This is a genomic window from Streptomyces sp. NPDC054975, assembly GCF_053609105.1.
Genome location: NZ_JBSGWV010000025.1, coordinates 72,512 through 94,888, shown reverse-complemented (window position 1 = coordinate 94,888; position 22,377 = coordinate 72,512). Strand labels below are relative to the sequence as shown.

The window sequence follows — 22,377 nt, the reverse complement described above, 5'->3', positions numbered from 1 at the left end:
GGCCCGACCGGTGCACACCGGTCGGGCCCTCGTCCGTCGTCGTTCCGACCTCAGTGGTCGGAGTAGCTCACGTCTCCCACGGTCCAGGCGCTGACGTCCGCGAGCGCTACGCGGTACATCCCGCCCGTCTCCGGGATCCCCACCGTGCCCTGGATGATCCGGGCGACGTGGAAGTGCAGATGCGTCGGGGGGCCGTCCTGGGTGGCCGGTTTGCTGAAGACGTCGGCGAACTCGCCCAGGCGGGTCGAGTCCGTCAGGACCTCCGTGACGCGCTGGCGCCACACCGCTTCGGGAGCCAACCGCCCCGTGATGACGGCCCCACCGGTGACCACGGTCAGGGACATCTGATTGCTCTGCCCGGACTCGACCTTGGCGGCGATGTCAACGAGCAACTCGTCAGGCTTCGACATGAGAGCCGATTCTATTCGCCGGGCCGTCCGGCCGTCATGAGCCCTCGCTCCCGGCTGCACGTGAGCCGACGGGTGAGATTATCTGGCCGATGAACACACCAAAATCTATCGTGGCCGGAGTAGACATCGGGATGCGGCGTGGGTATGGTTTCTGTCGTAGTCGAGATCGAGGAAGCCCGGCAGAGGATGAACTGCCGGGCAGCATCACCTGCAGGACGGTGCGGTGGTGGAGTACCGAAGCCATGGTTGACGCAGAACGGCGACGGGACTGACGACCGGACCGGGTGGCCCGTAGTGTTGAGGGGCCGCCGTGAGCAGTACCCGCAGTACGAAGTACCAGCAGTACCCGTAGTTCGCAGTACCAGCAGTACCGAGCAGTACCCGTAGTTCGCAGTACCAGCAGTACCAGCAGTACCGAGCAGTACCCGTAGTTCGCAGTACCGCAGTTGCACGTCAGTTGTTCAGAGGAAGAACGGAGGAGTACAGCGCCATCAGGATCGCCCGGGCAGAAGCCTTGAGCCCGGGTACCGCAGGACATCGATAGGTAGGTGGTCTCCGGTCACGCATCCGCGATCCCCGCGTCCCCAGCCCCCTCGCGGGCGGCGACGCGGACACAGTAAGTCGGCGCAGCACTGAGGCCGACAGATGGTGCAGTTCCTTCGGGGCCCTGGTGCCGTACGGCATCAGGGCCCCTCGACGCGTTCCACAGAGAGGTGAGAATGACAGCAGGCGATCCGATCGACCGTCTCGACGACGACGACTACCCCGCCTACACGATGGGGCGGGCAGCCGAGATGCTCGGCACCACCGCCGGATTCCTCCGCGCCATCGGCGAGGCCCGGCTGATCACCCCGCTCCGCTCCGAGGGCGGCCACCGGCGCTACTCCCGCTACCAGCTGCGTATCGCGGCCCGCGCCCGGGAACTCGTCGACCAGGGCACCCCCATCGAGGCCGCCTGTCGCATCATCATCCTCGAGGACCAGCTCGAGGAGGCCCAGCGCATCAACGCCGAGTACCGCCGCGCGGCGGCCGAACCGCAGCCGCCGGCCACCGACTGAGGCGTCACAGGGAGACTTCGTAGGCCCGGGCGAGAGCCTCGACCGTGGAAGCCATGGCCTGGCGCAGCTCGGCCGGTGCGACGACCTGGACGTCCGCACCGAGCCTCAGCAGCTCGCCGCAGGCGTGCTCGGTGCCTTCGACGGGGATGACCGCCTCGACCCATCCGTCCTCACCGACGCCGGTCGCGGTGGACTCGACCGCCCTCACGACCTCCGGTGGAGCGTTGTCGGGCAGGCGTCGGCGCCCCCGGGGAGACAGCCGGATGGTGGCCGTGCCGGTGTGGCGGCGCGCCTGGAAGTCGTCGAGGTACGAGGCCCAGTACGCGCCCAGGTCGAAGTCGGCCGGCCGGTCGAACCTCTCGTCGCCCAGCACCGCTTCGAGGACCTGGGTGACGCGGTAGGTCGCCGTCCCCTTCTCCGTGGCGGCCACGACGTACCAGGTACCCGACTTGAGCACCAGGCCGTACGGGTGGAGTCGGCGGCTCACCTCCTGCGGGGCGCGCCAGCGCCGGTAGCGCACGTCCACCGCGCGTCGGCCGAGCACCGCGTCGACGAACAAGGGGAGATACGGCGGCCGTTCGGGCTCCCGGTACCAGCCAGGGGCGTCCAGGTGGAACACCTCCGCGACCCCGGCGGCCTCCTCGCGCAGCCCTGTCGGCAGTGCGGCCAGCAGCTTGAGCCGGGCCGCCGTCACCTCGGCCGCGAGCCCCAGATCGGCGGCGGGCCCGGGAAGTCCGGCGAAGAACAGCGCCCGCGCCTCGCCCTCACTCATCCCCGTCAGGCGCGTGCGGTAGCCGTCGAGCAGCTGGTAGCCGCCTTCGCGGCCCGGCTCCGCGTAGACCGGGACCCCTGCGGACTGCAGGCGCGCCAGATCGCGGTAGGCGGTGCGCACGGACACGTCCAGCTCGTCGGCGATCCTCCGCGCGGAGATGCGGCCACGCGACTGCAGCAGCAGAAGCACCGACAGAAGTCGACTGGCAGACATGCGCGCATTCTCCCCGGAAACCCTGACAGCTCCTGGCACACCGCCCGCCTACCGTCGATCCACCTCCCCCGGCGGCGAGCGAACAGGCCGGGATGCCCGCATGGACAGCACCGAAGAGGAGTCCCGCTGTGTCAGCCACCGAACTCGTCGGCCCACCCGCCGTGATCGAGCTTCGCCAGTACACGCTGCGCCCCGGTCGGCGCGACGAGCTCATCGAGCTGTTCGACCGGGAGTTCGTCGAATCCCAGGAAGAGGTGGGGATGCGTCTGCTCGGGCAGTTCCGGGACCTCGACGATCCGGACCGGTTCGTCTGGTTGCGCGGATTCCGGGACATGGCGGCGCGGCACCGGGCGCTCACGGACTTCTACGGCGGAGCCGTCTGGGCCGAGCACGGCCCCCAGGCGAACGACACCATGATCGACTCCGACGACGTCCTCCTCCTGCGCCCTGCGTCGGCCGGGGGCGGCTTCCCTGTACCGGCCGGGGGCGGCTTCCCTGCGTCGGCCGGGGGCGGCTTCACCGTGCCGGCCGGGGGCGGCTTCGCCGGCTCCCTCGCGGGGCGGCGGCCTCCGGTCGGCGCTCCGGCGCCGGAGCGGTTCGTCGCCGCCACCGTGTGGTCCTTCCCCTCCGGGCGGCAGGACGGCATCACGCTGATCCGGGACGCTCTCCTCCCCCTGCTCCAGGAGACCGGGCCCGCGCCGCTCGCCTTCCTGACGACCGAACACGCCCACAACACCTTCGCCGGGCTGCCGGTCCGCACCGGCGAGAACGTCGCCGCGATCTTCACCGCGTACCCCGACGAGAGTGCGCACCGCCGGCACCTCGCCGCCCTGCGGGCCCAGTCCCTCCTCCGGGACGAGATCCTGCCGGGGGTCGAGCGGGAACAGACGACGGCACCCCAGGTACTCCGGCTCAGGCCCACCGGTCGCTCGCTGACCTGACCGCTCGTCAGGAGTTACGCGGGGTCACCAGGCCCGATTCGTAGGCGAGGACCACGAGCTGGGCGCGGTCGCGGGCGTGGAGCTTCGTCATGGCGCGGTTGACGTGCGTCTTCGCGGTCGACGGGCTGATCACCATGCGGTCCGCGATCTCGTCGTTCGACAGGCCGTGCGCGACGAGGAGAACGGCCTCCCGTTCGCGGGCGGTCAGCTCGCGCAGCTCCGGCCTGGTGGTGCTCGGGAGCGGCTGGGTGACGTACCGGTTGATCAGCTTGCGCGTGATCGAGGGTGCGAGCAGGGCGTCGCCGCGCGCGGCCACGCGTACGGCGTGCAGGAAGTCCTCCGGGACGATGTCCTTGACGAGGAATCCGGCGGCGCCGGCCCGCAGGGCGTTGAAGACGTACTCGTCCAGGCCGTAGTTGGTGAGGATGACGACGTGGACCTCGCTCAGCGCCGGGTCCGCCGCGATGCGTCGGGTGGTCTCGATGCCGTCCATGACGGGCATCTGGATGTCGACGAGCGCGATGTCGGGGCGGTGTTCCCTGGCGAGCGCCAGGCCTTCGCTGCCGTTGGCGGCCTCGGCCACGACCTCGATGTCGTCCTCGAGGTCGAGGAGCGCGCGGAAACCGCTGCGGATGAGCGGCTGGTCGTCGACCAGCAGGACACGGATCATGAGGCTCGTTCCACGGGAAGTTCGGCCTGGACGGTGAAGCCGCCCTCGCCGCGCGGTGCCGCCAGGAGCCGGCCTCCGAGGGCGGTGACGCGTTCGCGCATCCCGAGCAGGCCGATGCCGGGCGCCGGAGTGGTGTCCGGGGTGGCCTTGCCGTCGTCGTCGACCCGGAGGGCGACAGCGTCCGGCCGGTAGTCGATACGGACCGATGCCGTGGTGGCGTCCGCGTGACGGGCGATGTTGGTGAGCGACTCCTGGACGATCCGGTACACGGTCCTGCCCACCGCGGCCGGTACGTCGTGCCGTCGGCCCTCGATCGTCAGGGTCGCCTCCAGGCCGGCCCTGCCGGCCCTCTCCACCAGTTCGGGGATGTGATCGAGCCCGTGCGGCGGGGTGGTGTCGTCGTCCCGCAGCGCCTCCAGCGTCGCGCGCAGCTCCCGGGACGCCTCACGGCCGGCCTCCCGGATCGCCAGCAGGGCCTCCGGCACCGGTTCGCCGCGCTTACGGGCCACATGGACGGCGACCTCGGACTGCACCTTGACGACCGAGATCTGGTGGGTGAGCGAATCGTGCAACTCCCGAGCGATGTGCAGCCGTTCCTCACCGGCGCGGCGCCGCGCGGTCTCCTCCCGGGTGCGCTCGGCCTCGTCGGCCCGCCGCTCGGCCTGCCGCAGAGCCTCACCGGCGGCGCCGGCGGCGACGAGCCAGGCGATTTCGAGGGCGCCCCGGGCGTGTGCGAACGCCTCGCCCGTGTCGTGCAGGCCCGAGGCCAGGGCCGCCAGGGGGAGAGCGGCCAGCACGGCCACGCTCGCCGTCACCGTGACGAGGCGGTGCCCCGCTCGCATCGCCGCGTACACCGCGCACAGGAACGCGACGGCCGCCACGTCGAACCCCGCCGCCTGATACCCCACCGCGCACAGCCCGGTGACGGCGAGGACGGCGACCGGAGCCCGCCGTCCGGCGGCCAGTGACAGCCCGCCGACTGCCAGCAACCCGTAGCCGAGCAGGTCGAGTCCCGTGGTGGAGTGCTGCCCGGAGACTCCGGTGAACAGCAGCGCCGCCGCCACCCCGACGGCTACCAGCCAGTCCCTGACGACGACTCGAACACCGAAGCGTCCCTTGGTCATACGCGCACTCTAAGGGCTGTCCCCCAGGCTCGAATCCGGATCTGCGGTGGGCTACCGCGTGCGCGGTAGCTGGCCGGCTTCTGCCGCGTCCGCGGTAGAGGAAGTGTCCGCGTGTGCGGGACGACCGGCCATGGGTCCGGCCGAGATGCTCGGACCAGGTCCACTCGTGCGAAGAGCTCATGGAAAGAGCTCATGGAAAGAGCCCGTGGGAGACCTCGTGGGAAGAGAAGGAGCCCCTGATGTCCGTTCGTCGCAGTCTCGCCGCCGTCTTCGCCGCGCTTGTCGCAGGTTTCTGGCCTGCCGCGCCGGCGGCGGCGCACGTCTCCGTCCAGCCGGTCGCCGCCCAGGTCACCGACTTCAGTCTCGGACGGCTCGGCGCCACCACCGGTGGGCTGCTGGGTCTCGCCGCCGTGGTCATCGCCGTACTCGCGCTGGCCCGGCCCGCCGGTCGCCTCGGCACCGCCAACGGGGCGCTCGGCGCCACGGCGGCCATGGTCGCGGGGCTGGTCGGCGTGGCTCTCGGCGCCCTGGTCGCGGCGACCGCCGACGGTGGGCTCGGTACCGGAAACGGGCTGGGCGGCGCCTACGTGGCCCTGCTCCTCGGACTGACCGGCGCCGCCCTGGGCAGGCGGGCCCTGGTCCGCTCCCGCCAGACCCGTTGACCACGGGAATCCCCACAGGAGCCTCACACGGGCTACGCACAGTCTTTCGACAGTTTCGTTAGCGTGACTGGCCGCTCGATCCCTTTGCGAACGTGACCGGACCGCCATCCCGGCGGGTCGACGGCATGTCAACTCAGGAAGACCGGGAAATGGACTACTGCTCCTCGTGTCGGCGGCATCTCAACGGCGCCTTGGTGTGCCCCGGATGCGGCGCCTACGCCCCGGACATCGCTCCGGCCGTGGTCGGCGGCCGGATCGCCGCGGCCTCGGCCACGACATCAGCATCGGCATCGGCATCGGTTTCAGTCACAGCCACGGCATCGGCGACGGTCACGGCCATGGCGTCAGCAACGGCCGAGGGCGAGGACCTCGTTGACGTGCCGACCGTGCCGGAAGGGCGGGCGGCCCGGCGCCGCCAGCGTGAACGGTGGCGGAAGAACCAGCGCCGGGCAGTGGTCGCGACCGCCTTCGCGCTCGTGGGTGGCGGTCTGACCGTCAGCGCGATGGACCGGCAGTCCGGCGACCAGGCACAGGCGGCCACGGCACCGCAGAACCCGGGCCTGGACGCCGTCGAGGACCATGAGGAACCGGCGGAACAGGGCAGCCGTACCCCGTCCGTACCGCCCGAGACGCACCGCTCCTCGACCACGCCGCCCGAGCCTCCGCGCCAAGCGGCCGCCTCCCTCCCCACCGCGCCGCCGCACGCCCAGCCGGCCGCGCCCGCCCCGCCGCGTACGGCGGCGCCGGCGGCCGCCCCGAAGCCGGAGAGGATCGCCCCGGACACCGCGCCGGCGCCTGCGGCACCCACGCCGACCACCCAGCCGTTCGTGCCCCCGGCCCCGGACCGCGCCACCAGCACGGGAACGGAGACGGGGACGGACACCGGGACGTCCAGGCCGAGCCCCGCGCCCGCCTCGACCTCGCCGACGGAGGTCTGTCTGCTCGTGGTGTGCGTCGGCCTCGGCTGACCACGGACGCTCAGGGGCCCCCAGCGGGAGCCGACGGGGGGAACGCCCCCTGAATACCTGCGGGCCATACGGGTTGACCTTGCGGCGCAGGCGGCCGGGGCGGCTAAGACGCGCGCGGGGTGCGAACGATGCAGGGGGAGCCGCTTCCCTCGAACATCAGGAGTTCCCTTCATGCGCATGCTCGCGCGCCTGGCGACCGCCGCCCTGCTCTCGGTCTCCCCCGTCCTGGCCGCCACCGCGTCCGCGGCCGCCCCCGAGCCGACCGCCCTCGCTCCGCTGCACACCTCGGCGAACGCGATCCCCGGCACCTTCATCGTGACCCTGGACAAGGGCGTGGACGCAACCAGGACGACGGCGAAACTGGGCCTGAAACCGACCTTCCTCTACGGCAAGGCGATCAACGGGTTCGCGACGCCGCTGACCCCGCTCCAGCTGGAACTCGTCCGGGCCACCCCGGGTGTGAAGGCCGTCGAGCAGGACGCGGCCGTGTCCGCGATCCCGGCCCTGCCCGCGGCGACCCGAGGGCCCTCGGCGTCCTGGGGCCTGGACCGCATCGACCAGAGGTTCCTCCCGCTGGACGACACCTTCACCACCAGGGGCGACGGCGCGGGTGTGACCGCGTACGTCATCGACACCGGAATCGACTACGGCCACGAGGAGTTCGGCGGCCGCGCCAGGGCCGGCTTCGACGCGGTGGGCGACGGGCGGGGCGGAGCGGACTGCAACGGCCACGGCACGCATGTCGCCGGTACGGTCGCGGGCAGGACCTACGGCGTGGCCCCCAGGGCGAACCTGGTGAGCGTCCGCGTCCTCGACTGCGAGGGCAGGGGCAGCTACTCCGGGATGATCGCCGGCTTCGACTGGGTCGCGCGGAACGCCCAGCAGCCGGCCGTCCTCAACGGCTCCCTCGGCGGCCCGGCGTCGGCCGCGCTCAACGACGCCGCCGACGCGGTCTCCGACGCCGGGGTCCTGCCGGTCATCGCGGCCGGCAACGAGGCGCAGGACGCCTGCGACGTCTCACCGGCCTCCGCCGCGCGCGTCGTCACCGTCGCGGCGACCGACCGCCACGACCGGGAGACGTCGTTCTCCAACTGGGGCCCGTGCATCTCCCTCCACGCGCCGGGGCAGGCCATCACCTCGGCCCGGCTCGGTGGCGGCACCGCCGACCTGGACGGCACCTCCATGGCCGCCCCGCACGTCGCCGGCACCGCCGCGCTCTACAAGCAGGCCCGCCCGACCGCCACCCCGGTCGAGGTCGCGCTGTGGCTCGACAGCATGTCCACCAAGGGGGTCCTGAGGAACGTCGGCGAGGGCAGCCCCAACAGGCTGCTGTTCACCGCCGGTTCGTGAGCGGCCGGTAGGGCCGTGGGCGGGTGGCCCGGGTGAGCAGCCGCAGCCGCCCGCCCCGCCCGCCTGTTCGAAAATTCCGTACAACCAAGCGAACACCTCAGGAGTCTCATCGGACACAGCGTTTCCGTGTCCGCTCTTCCAGTAGGGGTTCCTCTTGCAGTTCCGATCCAGGGGCAGGCGTCTCGCCACGGCCATTCTCGTCGTCTCGGCTCTCGGTGCCGGCACGCTGGCCACCGCCCCGGTCGCCCTCGCCGCCGCCCCGGGCTTCGTCGCAGGCCCGGCCTCGGGTCTGGCCTCGGACGACCAGCCCGGCGCCCTTCCCGTCTACCCGTCGGACGGCCAGCTCACGGGCGCGGGCGCCGGTGGCTTCCTCACCTTCTCCTTCGCCCAGGACGGCTCCCGCAAGCTGCTCTGGACGCCGTACGGGGGCGGGACGCCGACCCAGCTCACGCACCCCGAGGGCGGCGGCTGGGCGACGGCGGGCGGCGACGTGGTCGTCCTCGGCGACGCGAGCTGGACCGCCGAGATGCAGTCCCTCACCCTGCGGAACATGGCCGACCCGTCCGCCCCGGGCGTGAGCATCGACCTCCGCCCGCTCAACGCGTACTACGTCGCCGTGCTGAGCCCCACGAGCGTGCTCGCGCAGGTGCGCAAGGAGGACGGCACGGCGGAACTGCGCGTCGTGAGCGCGGACGGCGCCACGACGAGCAGCCGCCCGATCACGGGGCTGCCCGCGGACGCCACCGACTTCAGCGGCTCGGTGGTCAAGGACGGCGTCGTCCTCGTCGGTTACGAGACGGGTCCGGCGGACGCGCGGACCGGCGGACGCGCCCTGGTCGACCTGGCGGCCGGGACGGCGACCGAGACGTACGCCTCCCTGGATTCCGGCTACGGCTTCACCAGCCTGATGTTCTCCCCCTCGCACGTGGCGTGGGTCGACTACAAGTCCGGCACCGGGCTGTTCATCACCTCCGTCGACCGCAAGACGGGCGCGGAGAAGCAGACCGTCCTCGGTGCCCGCGACGGCGAGTGGTACTACGAGCTCGTGGGCGACTGGCTGGTGTACGGCAACCCGCAGACGCCCGTCCGGGCCGTCTCCCTGACCAGCGGTGAGACCCGCGAACTCGCCGACCGCGCGTCCGGCTCCGCGGCCTCCGGCGACGGCACCGCCGTGGTGAGCGGCGCGCGGGCCGCCGACGGCGAGGGGCTGTTCCGGATCGCGGTCGGGGCCGACGGCGCCCCGACGGTCACCAAGGTGGCGACGGTGGGCCAGCCGCCGGCCCCGGGTGTGAAGATCGAGCAGGTCCACATCCCCGACGTGGCCCAGCTCGACCAGACCGGCGGCAAGGTGACGCTGGGCTGGACGCTGTCCCGTACCGACGTCCGCCTGGACGTCACGCTCACGCACACCGCCACGGGCAAGGAGTTCCGTACGCGCGTGGACGCCCCGGCCACGGGCTCCCTCTTCAGCTACACCTGGGACGGCACGATCGCCGGGGTGGACGCGCCGAACGGCACGTACGCGATCGAGGCCGAGGCGACGCCGCTCGACGGCGTCGGCGAGCCCGCCCACCAGGGCTGGCAGATGACCGTCGCCCGGGCGTACAACCCGCACGACTACAGCGACAACGGCTCCACCGACGTCCTCGCCCGGGACGCGGCCGGCGGGCTGTGGCGCGACGACCTGCGGGACCAGCCGGTGAACGGCCAGGTCACGCCCGCCCAGCGCACCTCGCTCGGCGGAGGCTGGCAGACGTACAAGCACATCGAGGCCGTCGGCGACCTCGCGGGCAGCCAGGCCGGTGACCTGGTCGCCCTCGACGGCGCCGGGGTGCTCTGGCACTACCTCGGCAAGGGTGACGGCGGCTTCGCGCCCCGCGCCCGCGTCGGCGGCGGCTGGGAGATCTACAACAAGCTCACCGGTGGCTCGGACCTCAACGGCGACGGCCGCAGCGACCTCCTCGCCACGGACGCCGCCGGCGTGCTGTGGTTCTACAAGGGCACCGGCTCCGCCACCGCCCCCTTCGCCGCCCGCACGCGCGTCGGCGGCGGCTGGGAGATCTACAACCACGTCACCGCCATGGGGAACATCGCCGGTACGGCCGCCGGAGACCTGATCGCCCGTGACAAGGACGGCGTCCTCTGGCTGTACCAGGGCAACGGCTCCGGCAACTTCTCCGCCCGCGTGCGGGTCGGCGGCGGCTGGGGTGCCTTCAGCCAGCTCGTCGGCGCCGGTGACCTCGACAACGACGGGCGCCCGGACCTGATCGCGTACGGGACGGGCGGCACGTACGTCTACCGCTCGACGGGCTCCGTCACCGCGCCCTTCAGCCGTCAGTCGACGTCGCTGTACGCGGGCGAGGGCGCGAAGTTCAACAGCGTCGCGTAGCGAGCAGGAACACCCCACGCCGTCGTCGGCGGCGGACGAAGGCCCTGGTCACAGACCGGGGCCTTCGTCGTCCGGCGTGGGCCGACTGGCCGGGCGGACTCACGCCTTCCGGTGAGCCCGGCTGCCGGAAGGCCCAACGGCGACCGCCTCCCATGGTGGGCCCGGTTCCGGAATCACACACTCCGAATCATGAGAACCCCCACGAGTGTCCGGCCCCGGGCGCGCGCCAGAACGCGCGCCAACGCCGCCGGACTCGCCTACGCCGCCGTCCTCGCGGCCGTTCCCGCCCTGGTCCTCGGTCCCGGCGCCACCCCTGCGCCGGCCGCCCCCGCACAGGCCGCCCCGCTCCCCGGCGGCCTCGGGCCCTGCGTGCCCGGCACCTGTCCCCCGGGCCCCTTCCCCGAGATCGGCAGCGGGACCATCCGGTTCCGGGACAAGGCGATCAACGTCTTCGTCGGCGAGGACTTCCGCGTCCGCGGCTCCGCCGCCGAGGCCGAAGGACGGGTCGTCGTCCTGGACGACTTCGACATGGACAAGAACCCGCAGGCGGGCGGGGTCTACAACATCGGCGAGGCCGGCGTCGGCTCCCGCGTCCCGCCGCCCGTCGGGGAGGACTGGCTGACCACCGGCGGCGACATCACCGTGGCCGCGAATCAGCAGGTGCTGGCCGAGGGCGGAGTCGTACGCCACGCCGGTACGGTCACCGGCACCGTGAAGGCCACCCTCGTCAAGGACACCGACGCCGTCGGCCCGTACACCGCGCTGCGCGACCGGCTCACCACCGCGAGCCGCTGCTACGCCCGCGTCGACGGCGCCCCGCGGACGCCCACCGGCACCGCCGTCAACCAGGGCGACCGGACGCTCTTCACCGGCGACGGCAGCTCCGCGCTCCAGGTCTTCAACGTCGACTTCGACCTGGCAGGGCCCAGCGGCGGGCAGCAGGGTGTCGTCTTCGCCGGCATTCCGGCGAACGCCACGATCCTCGTCAACATCCTGGGTACCCACCGCACCATCAACACCTACAGCGGCGGCATCCAGGACGCGACCGACCCGCTCAACGCCCACCGCGAGCGGCTGCTGTGGAACATCCCGGACGCCACCACGGTGAACCTCGTCGGAACCGGCCAGTTCCAGGGAAGCTTCCTCATCGGCGAGCAGTCCTCGGCGACCACGGTCTCGCTGCCGGGCATCAACGGCCGCTTCTTCACCACCGGTTCGCTCACCCACACCAGCGCCGCCCTGGGAGGCGGCGGCCAGGAGTTCCACGCGTACCCCTTCACCGGCGACCTGCCCGCCTGCGCGGCGCCGCAGCCCGTCACCGGTGAGGTGCGCGTGCGCAAGACGGACTCCGCGAACGGCAACGCGCTGGCCGGCGCGTGGTTCCAGCTGTGGAGGGAGACCAACGGCACCGCCGGGCTCCAGGCGAGCGGCGGCGACCCCGACACGCAGGTGGGGGCGTTGTGCACGACCGGCGCCGACGGCATGTGCGCACGGACCGTGGAGACCGGGACGTACTACTGGGAGGAGACCCGCGCCCCCGCCGGCTACGGCCTGCCCGACCCGAACGTCTTCGGGCCCCTCGTCCTGACCGAGGCGAACGCCGCTCAGGGCGTGACCGTCCAGGCCACCAACACCGCCGGCCCGGTCCCGCCCGTCGACGGCTCGCTCACGGTCACCAAGGTGGACGCCAAGACCGGAGAGCCGCTGCGCGGCGCGGTGTTCGAGCTCTGGGAGGAGACCAACGCCACCGCCGGTCTCCAGACCATCGGCATCAACCCCGACACCCGGATCGGGGCCGCGTGCACCACGAGCGCCGTGGGCGTCTGCTCCTTCGGGGACCTGGAGGGCGGCACGTACTACGTGCGCGAGACCGGCGTACCGGACGGGTACGTCCTGCCCGCCGAGCCGGTGTCCGGTCCGTACGTCATCGACGCGAGCCACGAGAACGTGACCGCCCGGCTGACGAACAGCCGTGAGGAGCCCTGCAAGGACATGGGCTACGGCGACGAGCACCCGTGCGAGGACATGGGTTACGGCAACCCGGGTCAGGGCGTCTGAGCAGCACGGTGGGGCCGCCGCCCGTGCGGGCGGCGGCCCCTCTCCTCGCCGGCTACGGCGCCAGGCGGACGAAGGCCACTTCGAAGTGATCGACCGTGATCACCCGCTGGCCCTCCCGCTGGGAGGACTCCTCCCTGACCCGGCCCGCCTCCTCCTCGCTCGCCACCATCGCCGCCTCGTCCTCCCACAGGGTCAGCGACCGGGCCTTGCCCGTCTCCCGGTCCACCAGGTAGTACGCGCCCCGGAAGCCCGGGAGATTCTCGACCAGCTTGACGATCGCCTCCGACTTGGCGGCCAGGTCGCCCTCCGGTGGAACCGGTGACCCCTGGTAGGTGCTCAGCCTCGCGTACATCGACGGACGTCCCTTCCTCGGCCTTCCCCGGCGGACAGGCGGCTCACGACCAGCGTGCGACGGCGGGCCGCGCCCCGCATGCCGGAGCGACAATGGGGGTGAGGGGAGGCCGTAGGGCCGTGAGGAGGCGGAGCCCGTGGCGCCGTACATCGCCGTGACCGCCCTGAGCCACGCCGGGCTGCTGCGCGAGCACAACGAGGACAGCCTCGTCGTCGGGCCGTGGACCCTGTGCGGGACGGTCACCGACAGCCCCCAGACCCTACTGTTCCCGCTGGACCGGCCTCTCCTCGTGGCCGTCGCCGACGGGCTCGGCGGGCAGCCGGCCGGTGAGGTGGCCAGTTCCCTGGTGGTCCGTCGGCTCGCCGCACTCGGGCCCGCGCTCGACGGTACGGAGACGGTCGGTGAAGCCCTCGAGGCGTGCAACCAGGCCGTGTACGCCGCCGCCGAGGGCCGTCCGGAGCTCGCCACCATGGGCACGACGGTCGCCGGCACCCTCGTCCTGCCGGAGTCGATGCTGTCGTTCAACGTCGGCGACAGCAAGGTCTTCCACGCGTCCGGTGACGGCCTGCGCCAGGTCAGCGTGGACGACAGCCCGCCACCCCTGCCCGGGCACCGCACCACCTCGGCCGTCACCCAGACCCTCGGCGGCAGCCACGCCTACGACGCCGTCACGCCGCACGTCGCCGCCTTCCCGCTCGCCCGCGGCGACCGCTACCTCGTCTGCAGCGACGGGCTGACCGACCCCGTGCCCGAGGAGGAGATCGAGGAACTGCTGCGCGTGCACGACGACGGCAAGGCGGCCTTCGAGCTGTGGAAGGCCGCCATCGAGGCCGGCGGGCCCGACAACATCACCCTCGCCCTCGTCCGGCTCGGGGAGATCGGCGAGTGAGCCGTCGCTCAGGGCCCGTACCCGTCTCCACCCGGCCGCGCGATCATGAGGGCATGAAGACCCGCTGCGCCGTACTCGACGACTACCAGGGCATCGCCCTCACCTCCGCCGACTGGAGCCCGCTCGCCGACCGCGTCGACGTACGCGTCCTGCGCGAGCACCTGACCGACCGGGACGCGCTCGTCGCCGCCGTCGAGGACTGCGAGATCCTCGTCGTCATGCGGGAGCGGACCCCGCTGGACGCCGAGCTCCTGAAGCGGCTGCCCCGGCTGCGGCTCGTGGTCACCTCGGGGATGCGCAACGCCTCCATCGACCTGGCGGCGGCCGCCGCGCTCGGGATCACCGTCTGCGGTACGGCGAGCAGCTCCGAGCCGCCCGCCGAGCTGACCTGGGCGCTGATCCTGGGCCTCGCCCGGCACGTACCGGCCGAGGCGCGGGCGCTGCGCGAGGGCGGGCCCTGGCAGTCGACGGTCGGCACGGACCTCGCCGGGCGGACCCTCGGGCTCGTCGGCCTCGGCAAGATCGGCGGCCGGGTGGCGCGGGTGGGCCTGGCCTTCGGCATGGAGGTCGTCGCCTGGAGTCCGAACCTCGACGACGAGCGGGCGGCGGAGCACGGGGTGGTGCGGGCCGCGGACAAGCGGGAGTTGCTGGAGCGCTCGGACTTCGTCTCCCTGCACATGGTGCTCTCGGAGCGGACCCGGAACCTCGTCGGGGACGCCGAGCTGCGGGCGATGCGCCCGTCCTCGTACCTGATCAACACCTCACGGGCGGGCCTGGTCGACGAGGAGGCCCTGCTGAGCGCCCTGCGGGAGGGCCGGATCGCGGGCGCGGGGCTCGACGTCTTCCGCACCGAGCCGTTGCCGGCCGACGATCCCCTGCGCACCCTCCCGAACGTCCTGGCCCTGCCGCACCTGGGGTACGTGACGCGGGGCAACTACGGCCGCTACTTCGGCCAGGCGGTGGAGGACATCGAGGCGTTCCTGGCGGGGTCGCCGGTGCGAAGGCTCGGGTAGCGGTCCTGCCGGCGCGCTGGTCCCGGACGGCGCGCGGGGCGGTCGCTCGTGACGGGCGGGTGGGGCTGTGGGACGGTGGAGGTATGCCCGTACCCGTGATCCTCGACTGCGATCCCGGTCACGACGACGCGTTCAACATCCTCCTCGCCGCCGCCCATCCGGCCGTCGAGCTGCTCGCCGTCACCACCGTGGCGGGCAATCAGACCGTGGAGAAGACCACCCTCAACGCGCGCCGTGTCTGCGCCGTCGCCAAAATCCGCGACGTGCCGATCGCGGCCGGCCGGGACCGCCCCCTGCACGGCGGTCCTGGCCGCGAACTGCGCGTCGCCGAGGACATCCACGGCGGCTCGGGGCTCGACGGCCCCGGCTTCGGCGAGGGCGAACCCGACGTCCCGCAGGACCCGCGCGACGCCCGCACCCTGATCCGGGACACCCTCCTCGCGCACCCGGCGCCCGTGACGCTCGTCCCGACCGGGCCGCTCACCAACATCGCCACCTTCCTGCTCGCCCACCCGGAGCTGAGGCCCCGGATCGAGCGGATCGTGCTGATGGGCGGCTCGACCGGGCGCGGGAACACCACCCCGGCGGCGGAGTTCAACATCCTCTGCGACCCGGAGGCGGCGGACATCGTCTTCTCCAGCGGGCTGCCGGTCACGATGTTCGGGCTCAACGCCACCCACCAGGCCCGGGCGACCCCCGACGTCGTCGCCCGGATCGCGGCGCTCGACACCCCGCTCGCCCGGCTCTGCGTCGAGCTGCTCACCTACTTCTCCACCACGTACCGCGAGGTGTACGGCTTCGACTCCCCGCCCCTGCACGATCCGCTCACCGTGGCGCACCTGATCGACCCGTCGCTGATCAGCCTGGTACGGGCGGCGGTCACCGTCGAGCTGACCGGCACGCACACGCGGGGCGCGACGGTCGTGGACCTGAACGGCGTGACGGGCCGGCCGCCGAACGCCGACGTGGGGATGGAGGTCGACGTCCCGGCCTTCTGGGAGCTGATCATCGACGCGGTACGGGTCCTGGGCAGGCATGCCTGAGGCGCGCTCCCGGGCGGCCGTTCAGCCCTCCAGCACCTCCCGCAGCGTCTTCGCGAACTCCGTCGGGGCGCCCTGCTGGCCGTACTCGCCGCCCAGGAAGCCGCCGTGGTGGCTGGGGAAGACGGCGGGCTCGACACCCAGGCCCGCGGCGACCCCGACGCCCGCGCGGTGGGCGAGTTCGCCCTCCGACTCCGCGCCCACGGCGATGACGACGCGGGTCGGCGCGGCCTTGAGCGCGGCGAAGTCGGGGAGGTAGCCGGTGCACGTGCGCATGTTCTGGCCGAGCAGCGCGTCGTCACGCGAGCCGTCGTCCTCCGTCGGCAGGCCGAAGTCGGCGGGCGAGGGGGCGGGCTCGTCGGCCCAGTTCGCCGGGAAGGGGCCCTTCCGGATGCTCACGGCGATGAACTTGGCCATCGCGGGGCCCATCCCTTCGCGCAGGTAGGTCTCGCGGATGTCCGCGCAGACCTCGAGCGCCGCCTCCCGGTCCGGGAGCACCTGCACGGTCGGCGGCTCGTGGGCGACGAGCGTGCGCACGAGGTCGCCGTGGCGTGCCACGAGGGCGAGCGCGTTGACGGCGCCGCCGCTGCTCGCGAAGAGGTCGACCGGGCCCGCGCCGAACGCCTCGACGATCCGCCGCAGGTCGTCGGCGTGCTCCTCGGGCGTCGTCTCGGCGGCGCCGTCGGTGCGGACGCTGCGGGCGGCGCCCCGGGGGTCGTAGGTGAGGACCGTCCGGTCGGTGAAGTGGGACGCCAGCGTCCCGAACCCGGTCGCGTCCATGGGCGAGCCGATCAGGAACAGGGGGGTGGTCTCCTCGCCCGGGTTGTCGGCGGCCCGGACGTCGTAGGTCAGGGTGGCGCCGGGCGCGTCCAGGGTGCGGGTCTCGGTCTCGGCCATGGTTCCTTCTCCTCAGGTCTCGCACGGTTCTGAGGGGTAGACGGCCGACGGCGGCGAAACTCATCGCTCCCCACTGACGAGACGCAACGTCTTGCGGGATCGGACGCGGCACCGTACAGTCATCTCAACGAGACGAGACGTCTCGTGTGATCCATGACGGGAGTCGCTCTTGTTCCGTGTCCATCTCACCGACGTCACCAAGCGCTACGACGACCGGCTCGTCCTCGACCGCGTCTCCCTCACCGTCCGGCCCGGCGAGCGCGTCGGCGTCGTCGGCGACAACGGGTCCGGGAAGTCCACCCTCCTGCGGCTCCTCGCCGGACAGGAGCGGCCCGACAACGGCACCGTCGCCGTCGACGCCCCCGGCGGCCTCGGCCACCTCGCCCAGACCCTGGACCTCCCCGGCACGGCGAGCGTCGGCGACGCCGTCGACCTCGCGCTCGCCGACGTACGGAAGCTGGAGCGGGCGATCCGGGCGGCCGAGGCGGAGCTCCAGGAGACCGGGGACCTCGACGGGTACGCCGCGCTCCTCGCCGCGTACGAGGCGCGCGGCGGGCGGGACGCCGACCGGCGGGTCGAGACCACCCTGCGGCAGCTCGGCGAGAGCGCCCCGCCGAGGCGCGACCGGCTCCTCGGCACGCTCTCCGGGGGTCAGCGCTCCCGCCTCGCGCTCGCCGCCGTCCTCGCCGCCGACCCCGAACTCCTCCTCCTCGACGAACCGACCAACGACCTCGACGACGAGGCCGTCGCCTGGCTGGAGGAGCGGCTGCGCGCCCACCGGGGCACGGTCGTCGCCGTCACCCACGACCGGACCTTCCTCGACCGGGTCACCACCACCGTCCTGGAGGTCAACGGCGAGCTGCGCACCGTCCACCGCTACGGCAACGGCTACGCCGGCTACCTCACCGGCCGCGCCGCCGAACGGGCCCGGTGGGAGCGGGAGTACGAGGAGTACCGGACCGAGATCGCCCGGTACACGGCCCTCGCCGACTCGACCATCGACCGCTTCTCCGCCATCCCCCGCAAGGCCCCCGCGGCCTTCAGCGGGGCGGGCGCCTTCCGGGCCCGGTCACGGGCGCACGGCGCGATGAGCCGCATCCGGGCCGCGCGGGAGAAGCTCCACCGGCTCACCGAGAACCCGGTGCCCCAGCCCCCGCGGCCGCTGCGGTTCACGGCGGCCTTCGAGGGCCGGGCGGCGGGCGCGGTCGCCCTGACCGACGTACGGGTGGAAGGGCGGCTGCGCCTGGACTCCCTGCGCCTGGCCCCCGGCGAACGCCTCCTCGTCACCGGCCCCAACGGCGCGGGAAAGACCACGCTCCTCAAGGTCCTCGCGGGCGAACTCGCCCCGGACGAAGGGTCGGTGACGGCGCCGCGCCGGGTCGGGACGCTCCGCCAGGACGCCGCCCTGCCGGACGATCCGCGCACGGTGGCGCAGGCGTTCGGCGAGGGCCGCGAGGACGAACTCCTCCGCCTGGGCCTCTTCACGGCAGCCCATCTGGCCGTAACCGTACGGGAGTTGTCGGCAGGCGAGCGCCGGAAGCTGGAGCTGGCCCGCCTGGTCACCCGCCCGGCGGACCTGCTCCTCCTCGACGAACCGACCAACCACCTGGCCCCCGGCCTGGTGGACGAGCTGGAGGCCGCGCTCGCCCACTACCCCGGCACGCTGGTGATCGTCACCCACGACCGCCGCATCCGGTCCGGCTTCCGGGGCCGCCGCCTGGAACTGGCCCCGGCGCCGGCGATGGCGAGCGAGAGGACCTAGTCCTCGCCCTCCAGGTCGCCTTCCGTCTCCAGGAAGACCTGGCGCAGGGCGGCCAGGGTCTGCGGGTCCGGCTTCTCCCACAGGCCGCGCGACTCGGCCTCCAGGAGGCGCTCGGCGATGCCGTGCAGGGCCCAGGGGTTGGCCTCCTTCAAGAAGGCCTGGTTCTCCGGGTCGAGGACGTACGTCTCGGTGAGCTTGTCGTACATCCAGTCGGCGACCACCCCGGTCGTCGCGTCGTAGCCGAAGAGGTAGTCGACCGTCGCCGCGAGCTCGAACGCGCCCTTGTAGCCGTGGCGGCGCATCGCCTCGATCCACTTCGGGTTGACCACACGGGCCCGGAAGACCCGCGAGGTCTCCTCGACCAGCGTCCGGGTGCGGACGGTCTCCGGGCGGGTGGAGTCGCCGATGTACGCCTCGGGAGCCGAGCCGGTCAGCGCGCGGACGGTCGCCACCATGCCGCCGTGGTACTGGAAGTAGTCGTCGGAGTCGGCGATGTCGTGCTCACGCGTGTCCGTGTTCTTCGCGGCCACCGCGATCCGCTTGTACGCCGTCTCCATCTCGGAGCGGGCCGGGCGGCCTTCGAGCCCACGGCCGTACGCGTACCCGCCCCACACCGTGTACACCTCGGCGAGGTCCGCGTCCGTCCGCCAGTCGCGCGAGTCGATCAGCTGGAGGATGCCCGCGCCGTACGTGCCCGGCCGCGAGCCGAAGATCCGCGTGGTCGCCCGCCGCTCGTCGCCGTGCTCGGCCAGATCGGCCTGCACGTGCGCCCGTACGTAGTTGTCCTCGGCGGGCTCGTCGAGCGAGGCGGCCAGCCGTACGGCGTCGTCGAGGAGCCCGATGACGTGCGGGAACGCGTCCCGGAAGAAGCCCGAGATGCGCAGCGTGACGTCGATGCGCGGGCGGCCCAGCTCGGCGAGCGGGATCGCCTCCAGGCCGTTGACGCGGCGCGAGGCGTCGTCCCAGGTGGGGCGGATGCCCAGGAGGGCGAGCGCCTCGGCGACGTCGTCACCCGCCGTGCGCATCGCGCTCGTCCCCCAGAGGGAGAGCCCGACGGAGGTCGGCCAGTCGCCGTTGTCGGAGCGGTACCGCTCCAGGAGCGAGTCGGCGAGCGCCTGGCCGGTCTCCCACGCGAGGCGGGAGGGGACGGCCTTGGGGTCGACGGAGTAGAAGTTCCGGCCGGTCGGCAGCACGTTGACCAGACCCCGCAGCGGCGACCCCGACGGGCCCGCCGGGACGAAGCCGCCGTTCAACGCGTGGACGGCGTGGGTCAGTTCGTCGGTGGTGGCGGCGAGACGCGGGACGACCTGCTCGCACGCGAAACGGAGGACGGCGGCGACGTCCGGGCCGTGCGCGGCGGCGACCGCGGGCACGGCCTCGACCGACCAGTCCGCCGCCTCCATCGCCTCGACCAGCTCGCGCGCGACGGCCTCCGCCTCGTCGGCGGTGGTCCGGGTCGCTGCCGACTCGTCCAGGCCGAGGGCCTCGCGCAGCCCCGGCAGGGCCTGCGTACCGCCCCAGATCTGGCGGGCGCGCAGGATCGAGAGCACGAGGTTGACCCGTGCCTCACCCACCGGCGCCCCGCCGAGGACGTGCAGACCGTCCCTGATCTGCGCGTCCTTGACCTCGCACAGCCAGCCGTCGACGTGCAGCAGGAAGTCGTCGAAGCCGTCGTCCTCCGGCCGGTCCTCCATCCCCAGGTCGTGGTCGAGCTTCGCGGCCTGGATCAGAGTCCAGATCTGCGCCCGGATCGCGGGCAGCTTGGAGGGGTCCATGGAGGAGATCTGCGCGTACTCGTCGAGCAGCTGCTCCAGGCGCGCGATGTCGCCGTACGAGTCGGCGCGGGCCATCGGCGGCACCAGGTGGTCGACGAGCGTCGCGTGCACGCGCCGCTTGGCCTGCGTGCCCTCGCCCGGGTCGTTGACCAGGAACGGGTAGACCAGCGGCAGGTCGCCGAGCGCCGCGTCCGGGCCGCACGCGGCCGAGAGGCCCGCGTTCTTGCCGGGCAGCCACTCCAGGTTGCCGTGCTTGCCGAGGTGGACCATCGCGTCCGCGCCGAAACCGCCGTCCTCGGCGCGCGCCGCGATCCAGCGGTAGGCGGCCAAGTAGTGGTGGGACGGCGGAAGATCGGGGTCGTGGTAGATCGCGATCGGGTTCTCGCCGAAGCCACGCGGCGGCTGGATGAGGATCAGCAGGTTCCCGCGCCGCAGGGCCGCGAGGACGATGTCGCCCTCGGGGTTGCGGGACCGGTCGAGGAACATCTCGCCCGGCGGCGGACCCCAGTGCCGCTCGACGCCCTCGCGCAGCTCCTCCGGGAGCGTCGCGTACCAGCGCTTGTAGTCGGCGGCCGGGATGCGGACCGGGTTACGGGCCAGCTGCTCCTCGGTCAGCCAGTCCTGGTCGTGGCCGCCGGCCTCGATCAGGGCGTAGATCAGCTCGTCGCCGTCGCCGGAGACCAGGCCCGGGATCTCCTCGACCGGGCCGAAGTCGTACCCCTCCGCGATCAGCCGGTTGAGCAGGGCGACGGCGGACGCGGGGGTGTCCAGGCCGACCGCGTTGCCGATCCGGGAGTGCTTCGTCGGGTACGCGGAGAGGACGAGCGCGAGCTTCTTCTCGGCGTTCGGGATGTGCCGAAGCCGGGCGTGGCGGACGGCGATCCCGGCGACCCGGGCGGCCCGCTCGGGGTCGGCGACGTACGCCGGGAGCCCGTCCTCGTCGATCTCCTTGAAGGAGAACGGGACGGTGATCAGCCGGCCGTCGAACTCGGGGACGGCGACCTGGCTCGCGGCGTCCAGCGGCGAGAGCCCCTCGTCGTTCTCCTCCCAGGCCGAGCGTGAACCGGTGAGGCAGAGCGCCTGCAGGATCGGTACGTCGAGGGCGGCGAGCGCGCCCGCGTCCCAGGCGTCCTCGTCCCCGCCGGCCTGCGCCTCGGCGGGCTTGGTGCCGCCGGCGGCGAGGACGGTGGTGACGATGGAGTCGGCGGACCTCAGGGTGTCGAGCAGCTCCGGCTCGGGGGCGCGCAGGGACGCCACGTACAGCGGCAGGGCGCGGGCGCCGGCGTCCTCGATCGCCTCGCAGAGGGAGTCGACGAACGCGGTGTTCCCGCTCATGTGGTGCGCGCGGTAGTAGAGCACGGCCACCGTCGGGCCGGCCTCGGTGCGCGCGGTGCGCTCCAAGGGGCCCCAGGTCGGCGCGGCGGCCGGGGCCTCGAAACCGTGGCCGGTGAGCAGCACGGTGTCGGAGAGGAACCGGGCGAGCTGCTCCAGGTTGGCCGGGCCGCCGTGCGCCAGGTAGGCGTGGGCCTCGGTGGCGACGCCGACGGGGACGGTGGACGCCTCCATGAGCTGGGCGTCGGGGGCCTGTTCGCCGGAGAGCACGACGAGCGGCTTCCCGGCGGCGCGCAGGGCGTCGAGGCCGTCCTCCCAGGCCCGCAGACCGCCGAGGAGGCGTACGAGGACGAGGTCGGCGCCGTCGAGGAGCCCGGGGAGGTCGTCCAGGGAGAGCCGGGACGGGTTGGCGAACCGGTACGCGACCGGACCGCCGGCCGCGCGGGCGCTGAGCAGGTCGGTGTCGGAGTGCGACAGCAACAGAATTCGCATGCGTGCGCAGGCCTTCCTCGGGGTTGTCCGCGCCCCGGGTGGTCGTGTGGACGGCAGGAGTTCCTGACTCACCCGGCCCCTCGCGGGACCTGGCTCACAGTGGCGGGACCGCGCCGGATTCTCACCGGGCTTCCTCCCCGGGGCCCTGGGACCCCATGCCGGATTGCATAGTAGATCGTGCGCCTTCCGGGCCGGAGGGGGACCGCTGGT

18 protein-coding genes and 1 riboswitch are annotated in these 22,377 nt (G+C 72.9%); of the genes, 11 read left to right on the top strand and 7 right to left on the bottom strand.

Going from position 1 to position 22,377, the window contains the following annotated elements:
- Positions 1 to 50 precede the first annotated feature (50 nt).
- A complete protein-coding gene (locus ACWF79_RS22150; RefSeq protein ID WP_453729841.1) occupies positions 51 to 410 on the bottom strand; it encodes a hypothetical protein in 360 nt (119 codons plus the stop codon).
- Between the two features lie 719 nt (positions 411 to 1,129).
- On the opposite strand from ACWF79_RS22150, the gene ACWF79_RS22145 reads away from it, so the two are divergent.
- On the top strand, positions 1,130 to 1,468 hold the full coding sequence (locus tag ACWF79_RS22145) for a helix-turn-helix domain-containing protein (protein WP_453729840.1): 339 nt from the start codon (positions 1,130 to 1,132) through the stop codon (positions 1,466 to 1,468).
- Positions 1,469 to 1,472: 4 nt separating this feature from the next.
- On the opposite strand, the gene ACWF79_RS22140 is transcribed toward ACWF79_RS22145, so the two are convergent.
- Positions 1,473 to 2,453: a helix-turn-helix transcriptional regulator gene (locus ACWF79_RS22140; RefSeq protein ID WP_453729839.1), complete on the bottom strand. Its 981-nt coding sequence runs from the start codon at positions 2,451 to 2,453 to the stop codon at positions 1,473 to 1,475.
- A gap of 128 nt (positions 2,454 to 2,581) precedes the next feature.
- Here ACWF79_RS22140 and ACWF79_RS22135 point away from each other — a divergent pair, with 128 nt between their 5' ends.
- Entirely contained in the window at positions 2,582 to 3,394 is an 813-nt protein-coding gene (locus tag ACWF79_RS22135) for an NIPSNAP family protein (RefSeq protein WP_453729838.1), read from the top strand.
- Positions 3,395 to 3,401: 7 nt separating this feature from the next.
- Here the strand turns inward: ACWF79_RS22135 and ACWF79_RS22130 are convergent, their stop codons facing one another.
- Entirely contained in the window at positions 3,402 to 4,064 is a 663-nt protein-coding gene (locus ACWF79_RS22130) for a response regulator (protein ID WP_453729837.1), read from the bottom strand.
- Positions 4,061 to 5,188 (bottom strand): sensor histidine kinase, encoded by a 1,128-nt coding sequence (locus ACWF79_RS22125; RefSeq protein WP_453729836.1) that lies wholly within the window; start codon positions 5,186 to 5,188, stop codon positions 4,061 to 4,063. The genes ACWF79_RS22130 and ACWF79_RS22125 overlap by 4 nt, the downstream gene beginning before the upstream one ends.
- 239 nt (positions 5,189 to 5,427) lie before the next feature.
- On the opposite strand from ACWF79_RS22125, the gene ACWF79_RS22120 reads away from it, so the two are divergent.
- From ACWF79_RS22120 to ACWF79_RS22100, 5 genes are all read left to right on the top strand, one after another.
- A complete protein-coding gene (locus tag ACWF79_RS22120; protein WP_453729835.1) occupies positions 5,428 to 5,850 on the top strand; it encodes a DUF6223 family protein in 423 nt (140 codons plus the stop codon).
- 125 nt (positions 5,851 to 5,975) lie between these two features.
- Positions 5,976 to 6,818 carry an SCO2400 family protein gene (locus ACWF79_RS22115; RefSeq protein ID WP_453729834.1) on the top strand — a complete coding sequence of 281 codons (843 nt, stop codon included), beginning with the start codon at positions 5,976 to 5,978 and terminating at the stop codon, positions 6,816 to 6,818.
- Between the two features lie 171 nt (positions 6,819 to 6,989).
- Entirely contained in the window at positions 6,990 to 8,168 is a 1,179-nt protein-coding gene (locus tag ACWF79_RS22110) for a S8 family peptidase (RefSeq protein WP_453729833.1), read from the top strand.
- Positions 8,169 to 8,322: 154 nt separating this feature from the next.
- Positions 8,323 to 10,557 carry an FG-GAP repeat domain-containing protein gene (locus ACWF79_RS22105; protein WP_453729832.1) on the top strand — a complete coding sequence of 745 codons (2,235 nt, stop codon included), beginning with the start codon at positions 8,323 to 8,325 and terminating at the stop codon, positions 10,555 to 10,557.
- A 189-nt stretch (positions 10,558 to 10,746) separates the two neighbouring features.
- Complete coding sequence (locus tag ACWF79_RS22100; RefSeq protein ID WP_453729831.1) at positions 10,747 to 12,615, top strand: choice-of-anchor A family protein; 1,869 nt, start codon at positions 10,747 to 10,749, stop codon at positions 12,613 to 12,615.
- Positions 12,616 to 12,667: 52 nt separating this feature from the next.
- Here ACWF79_RS22100 and ACWF79_RS22095 read toward each other — a convergent pair whose 3' ends face one another.
- Positions 12,668 to 12,967 (bottom strand): hypothetical protein, encoded by a 300-nt coding sequence (locus ACWF79_RS22095; protein WP_453729830.1) that lies wholly within the window; start codon positions 12,965 to 12,967, stop codon positions 12,668 to 12,670.
- Positions 12,968 to 13,103: 136 nt separating this feature from the next.
- On the opposite strand from ACWF79_RS22095, the gene ACWF79_RS22090 reads away from it, so the two are divergent.
- From ACWF79_RS22090 to ACWF79_RS22080, 3 genes are all read left to right on the top strand, one after another.
- The gene (locus tag ACWF79_RS22090) at positions 13,104 to 13,856 is read left to right on the top strand and encodes a PP2C family protein-serine/threonine phosphatase (RefSeq protein WP_453729829.1); all 753 of its coding nucleotides are present in this window, start codon (positions 13,104 to 13,106) and stop codon (positions 13,854 to 13,856) included.
- A 53-nt stretch (positions 13,857 to 13,909) separates the two neighbouring features.
- Positions 13,910 to 14,869: a D-2-hydroxyacid dehydrogenase family protein gene (locus ACWF79_RS22085; RefSeq protein ID WP_453729828.1), complete on the top strand. Its 960-nt coding sequence runs from the start codon at positions 13,910 to 13,912 to the stop codon at positions 14,867 to 14,869.
- An 83-nt stretch (positions 14,870 to 14,952) separates the two neighbouring features.
- A complete protein-coding gene (locus ACWF79_RS22080; protein ID WP_453729827.1) occupies positions 14,953 to 15,912 on the top strand; it encodes a nucleoside hydrolase in 960 nt (319 codons plus the stop codon).
- A 21-nt stretch (positions 15,913 to 15,933) separates the two neighbouring features.
- Here the strand turns inward: ACWF79_RS22080 and ACWF79_RS22075 are convergent, their stop codons facing one another.
- Complete coding sequence (locus tag ACWF79_RS22075; protein ID WP_453729826.1) at positions 15,934 to 16,806, bottom strand: alpha/beta fold hydrolase; 873 nt, start codon at positions 16,804 to 16,806, stop codon at positions 15,934 to 15,936.
- A 169-nt stretch (positions 16,807 to 16,975) separates the two neighbouring features.
- On the opposite strand from ACWF79_RS22075, the gene abc-f reads away from it, so the two are divergent.
- Positions 16,976 to 18,568, top strand: coding sequence for a ribosomal protection-like ABC-F family protein (gene abc-f, locus ACWF79_RS22070; protein ID WP_453729825.1), 1,593 nt, complete (start codon positions 16,976 to 16,978; stop codon positions 18,566 to 18,568).
- Here the strand turns inward: abc-f and cobN are convergent.
- Positions 18,565 to 22,167, bottom strand: a complete 3,603-nt coding sequence (gene cobN / locus ACWF79_RS22065) for a cobaltochelatase subunit CobN (protein WP_453729824.1) — start codon at positions 22,165 to 22,167, stop codon at positions 18,565 to 18,567. The two genes, abc-f and cobN, sit on opposite strands and share 4 nt — an antisense overlap.
- A gap of 57 nt (positions 22,168 to 22,224) precedes the next feature.
- Positions 22,225 to 22,303, bottom strand: a riboswitch (cobalamin riboswitch).
- Positions 22,304 to 22,377 lie beyond the last annotated feature (74 nt).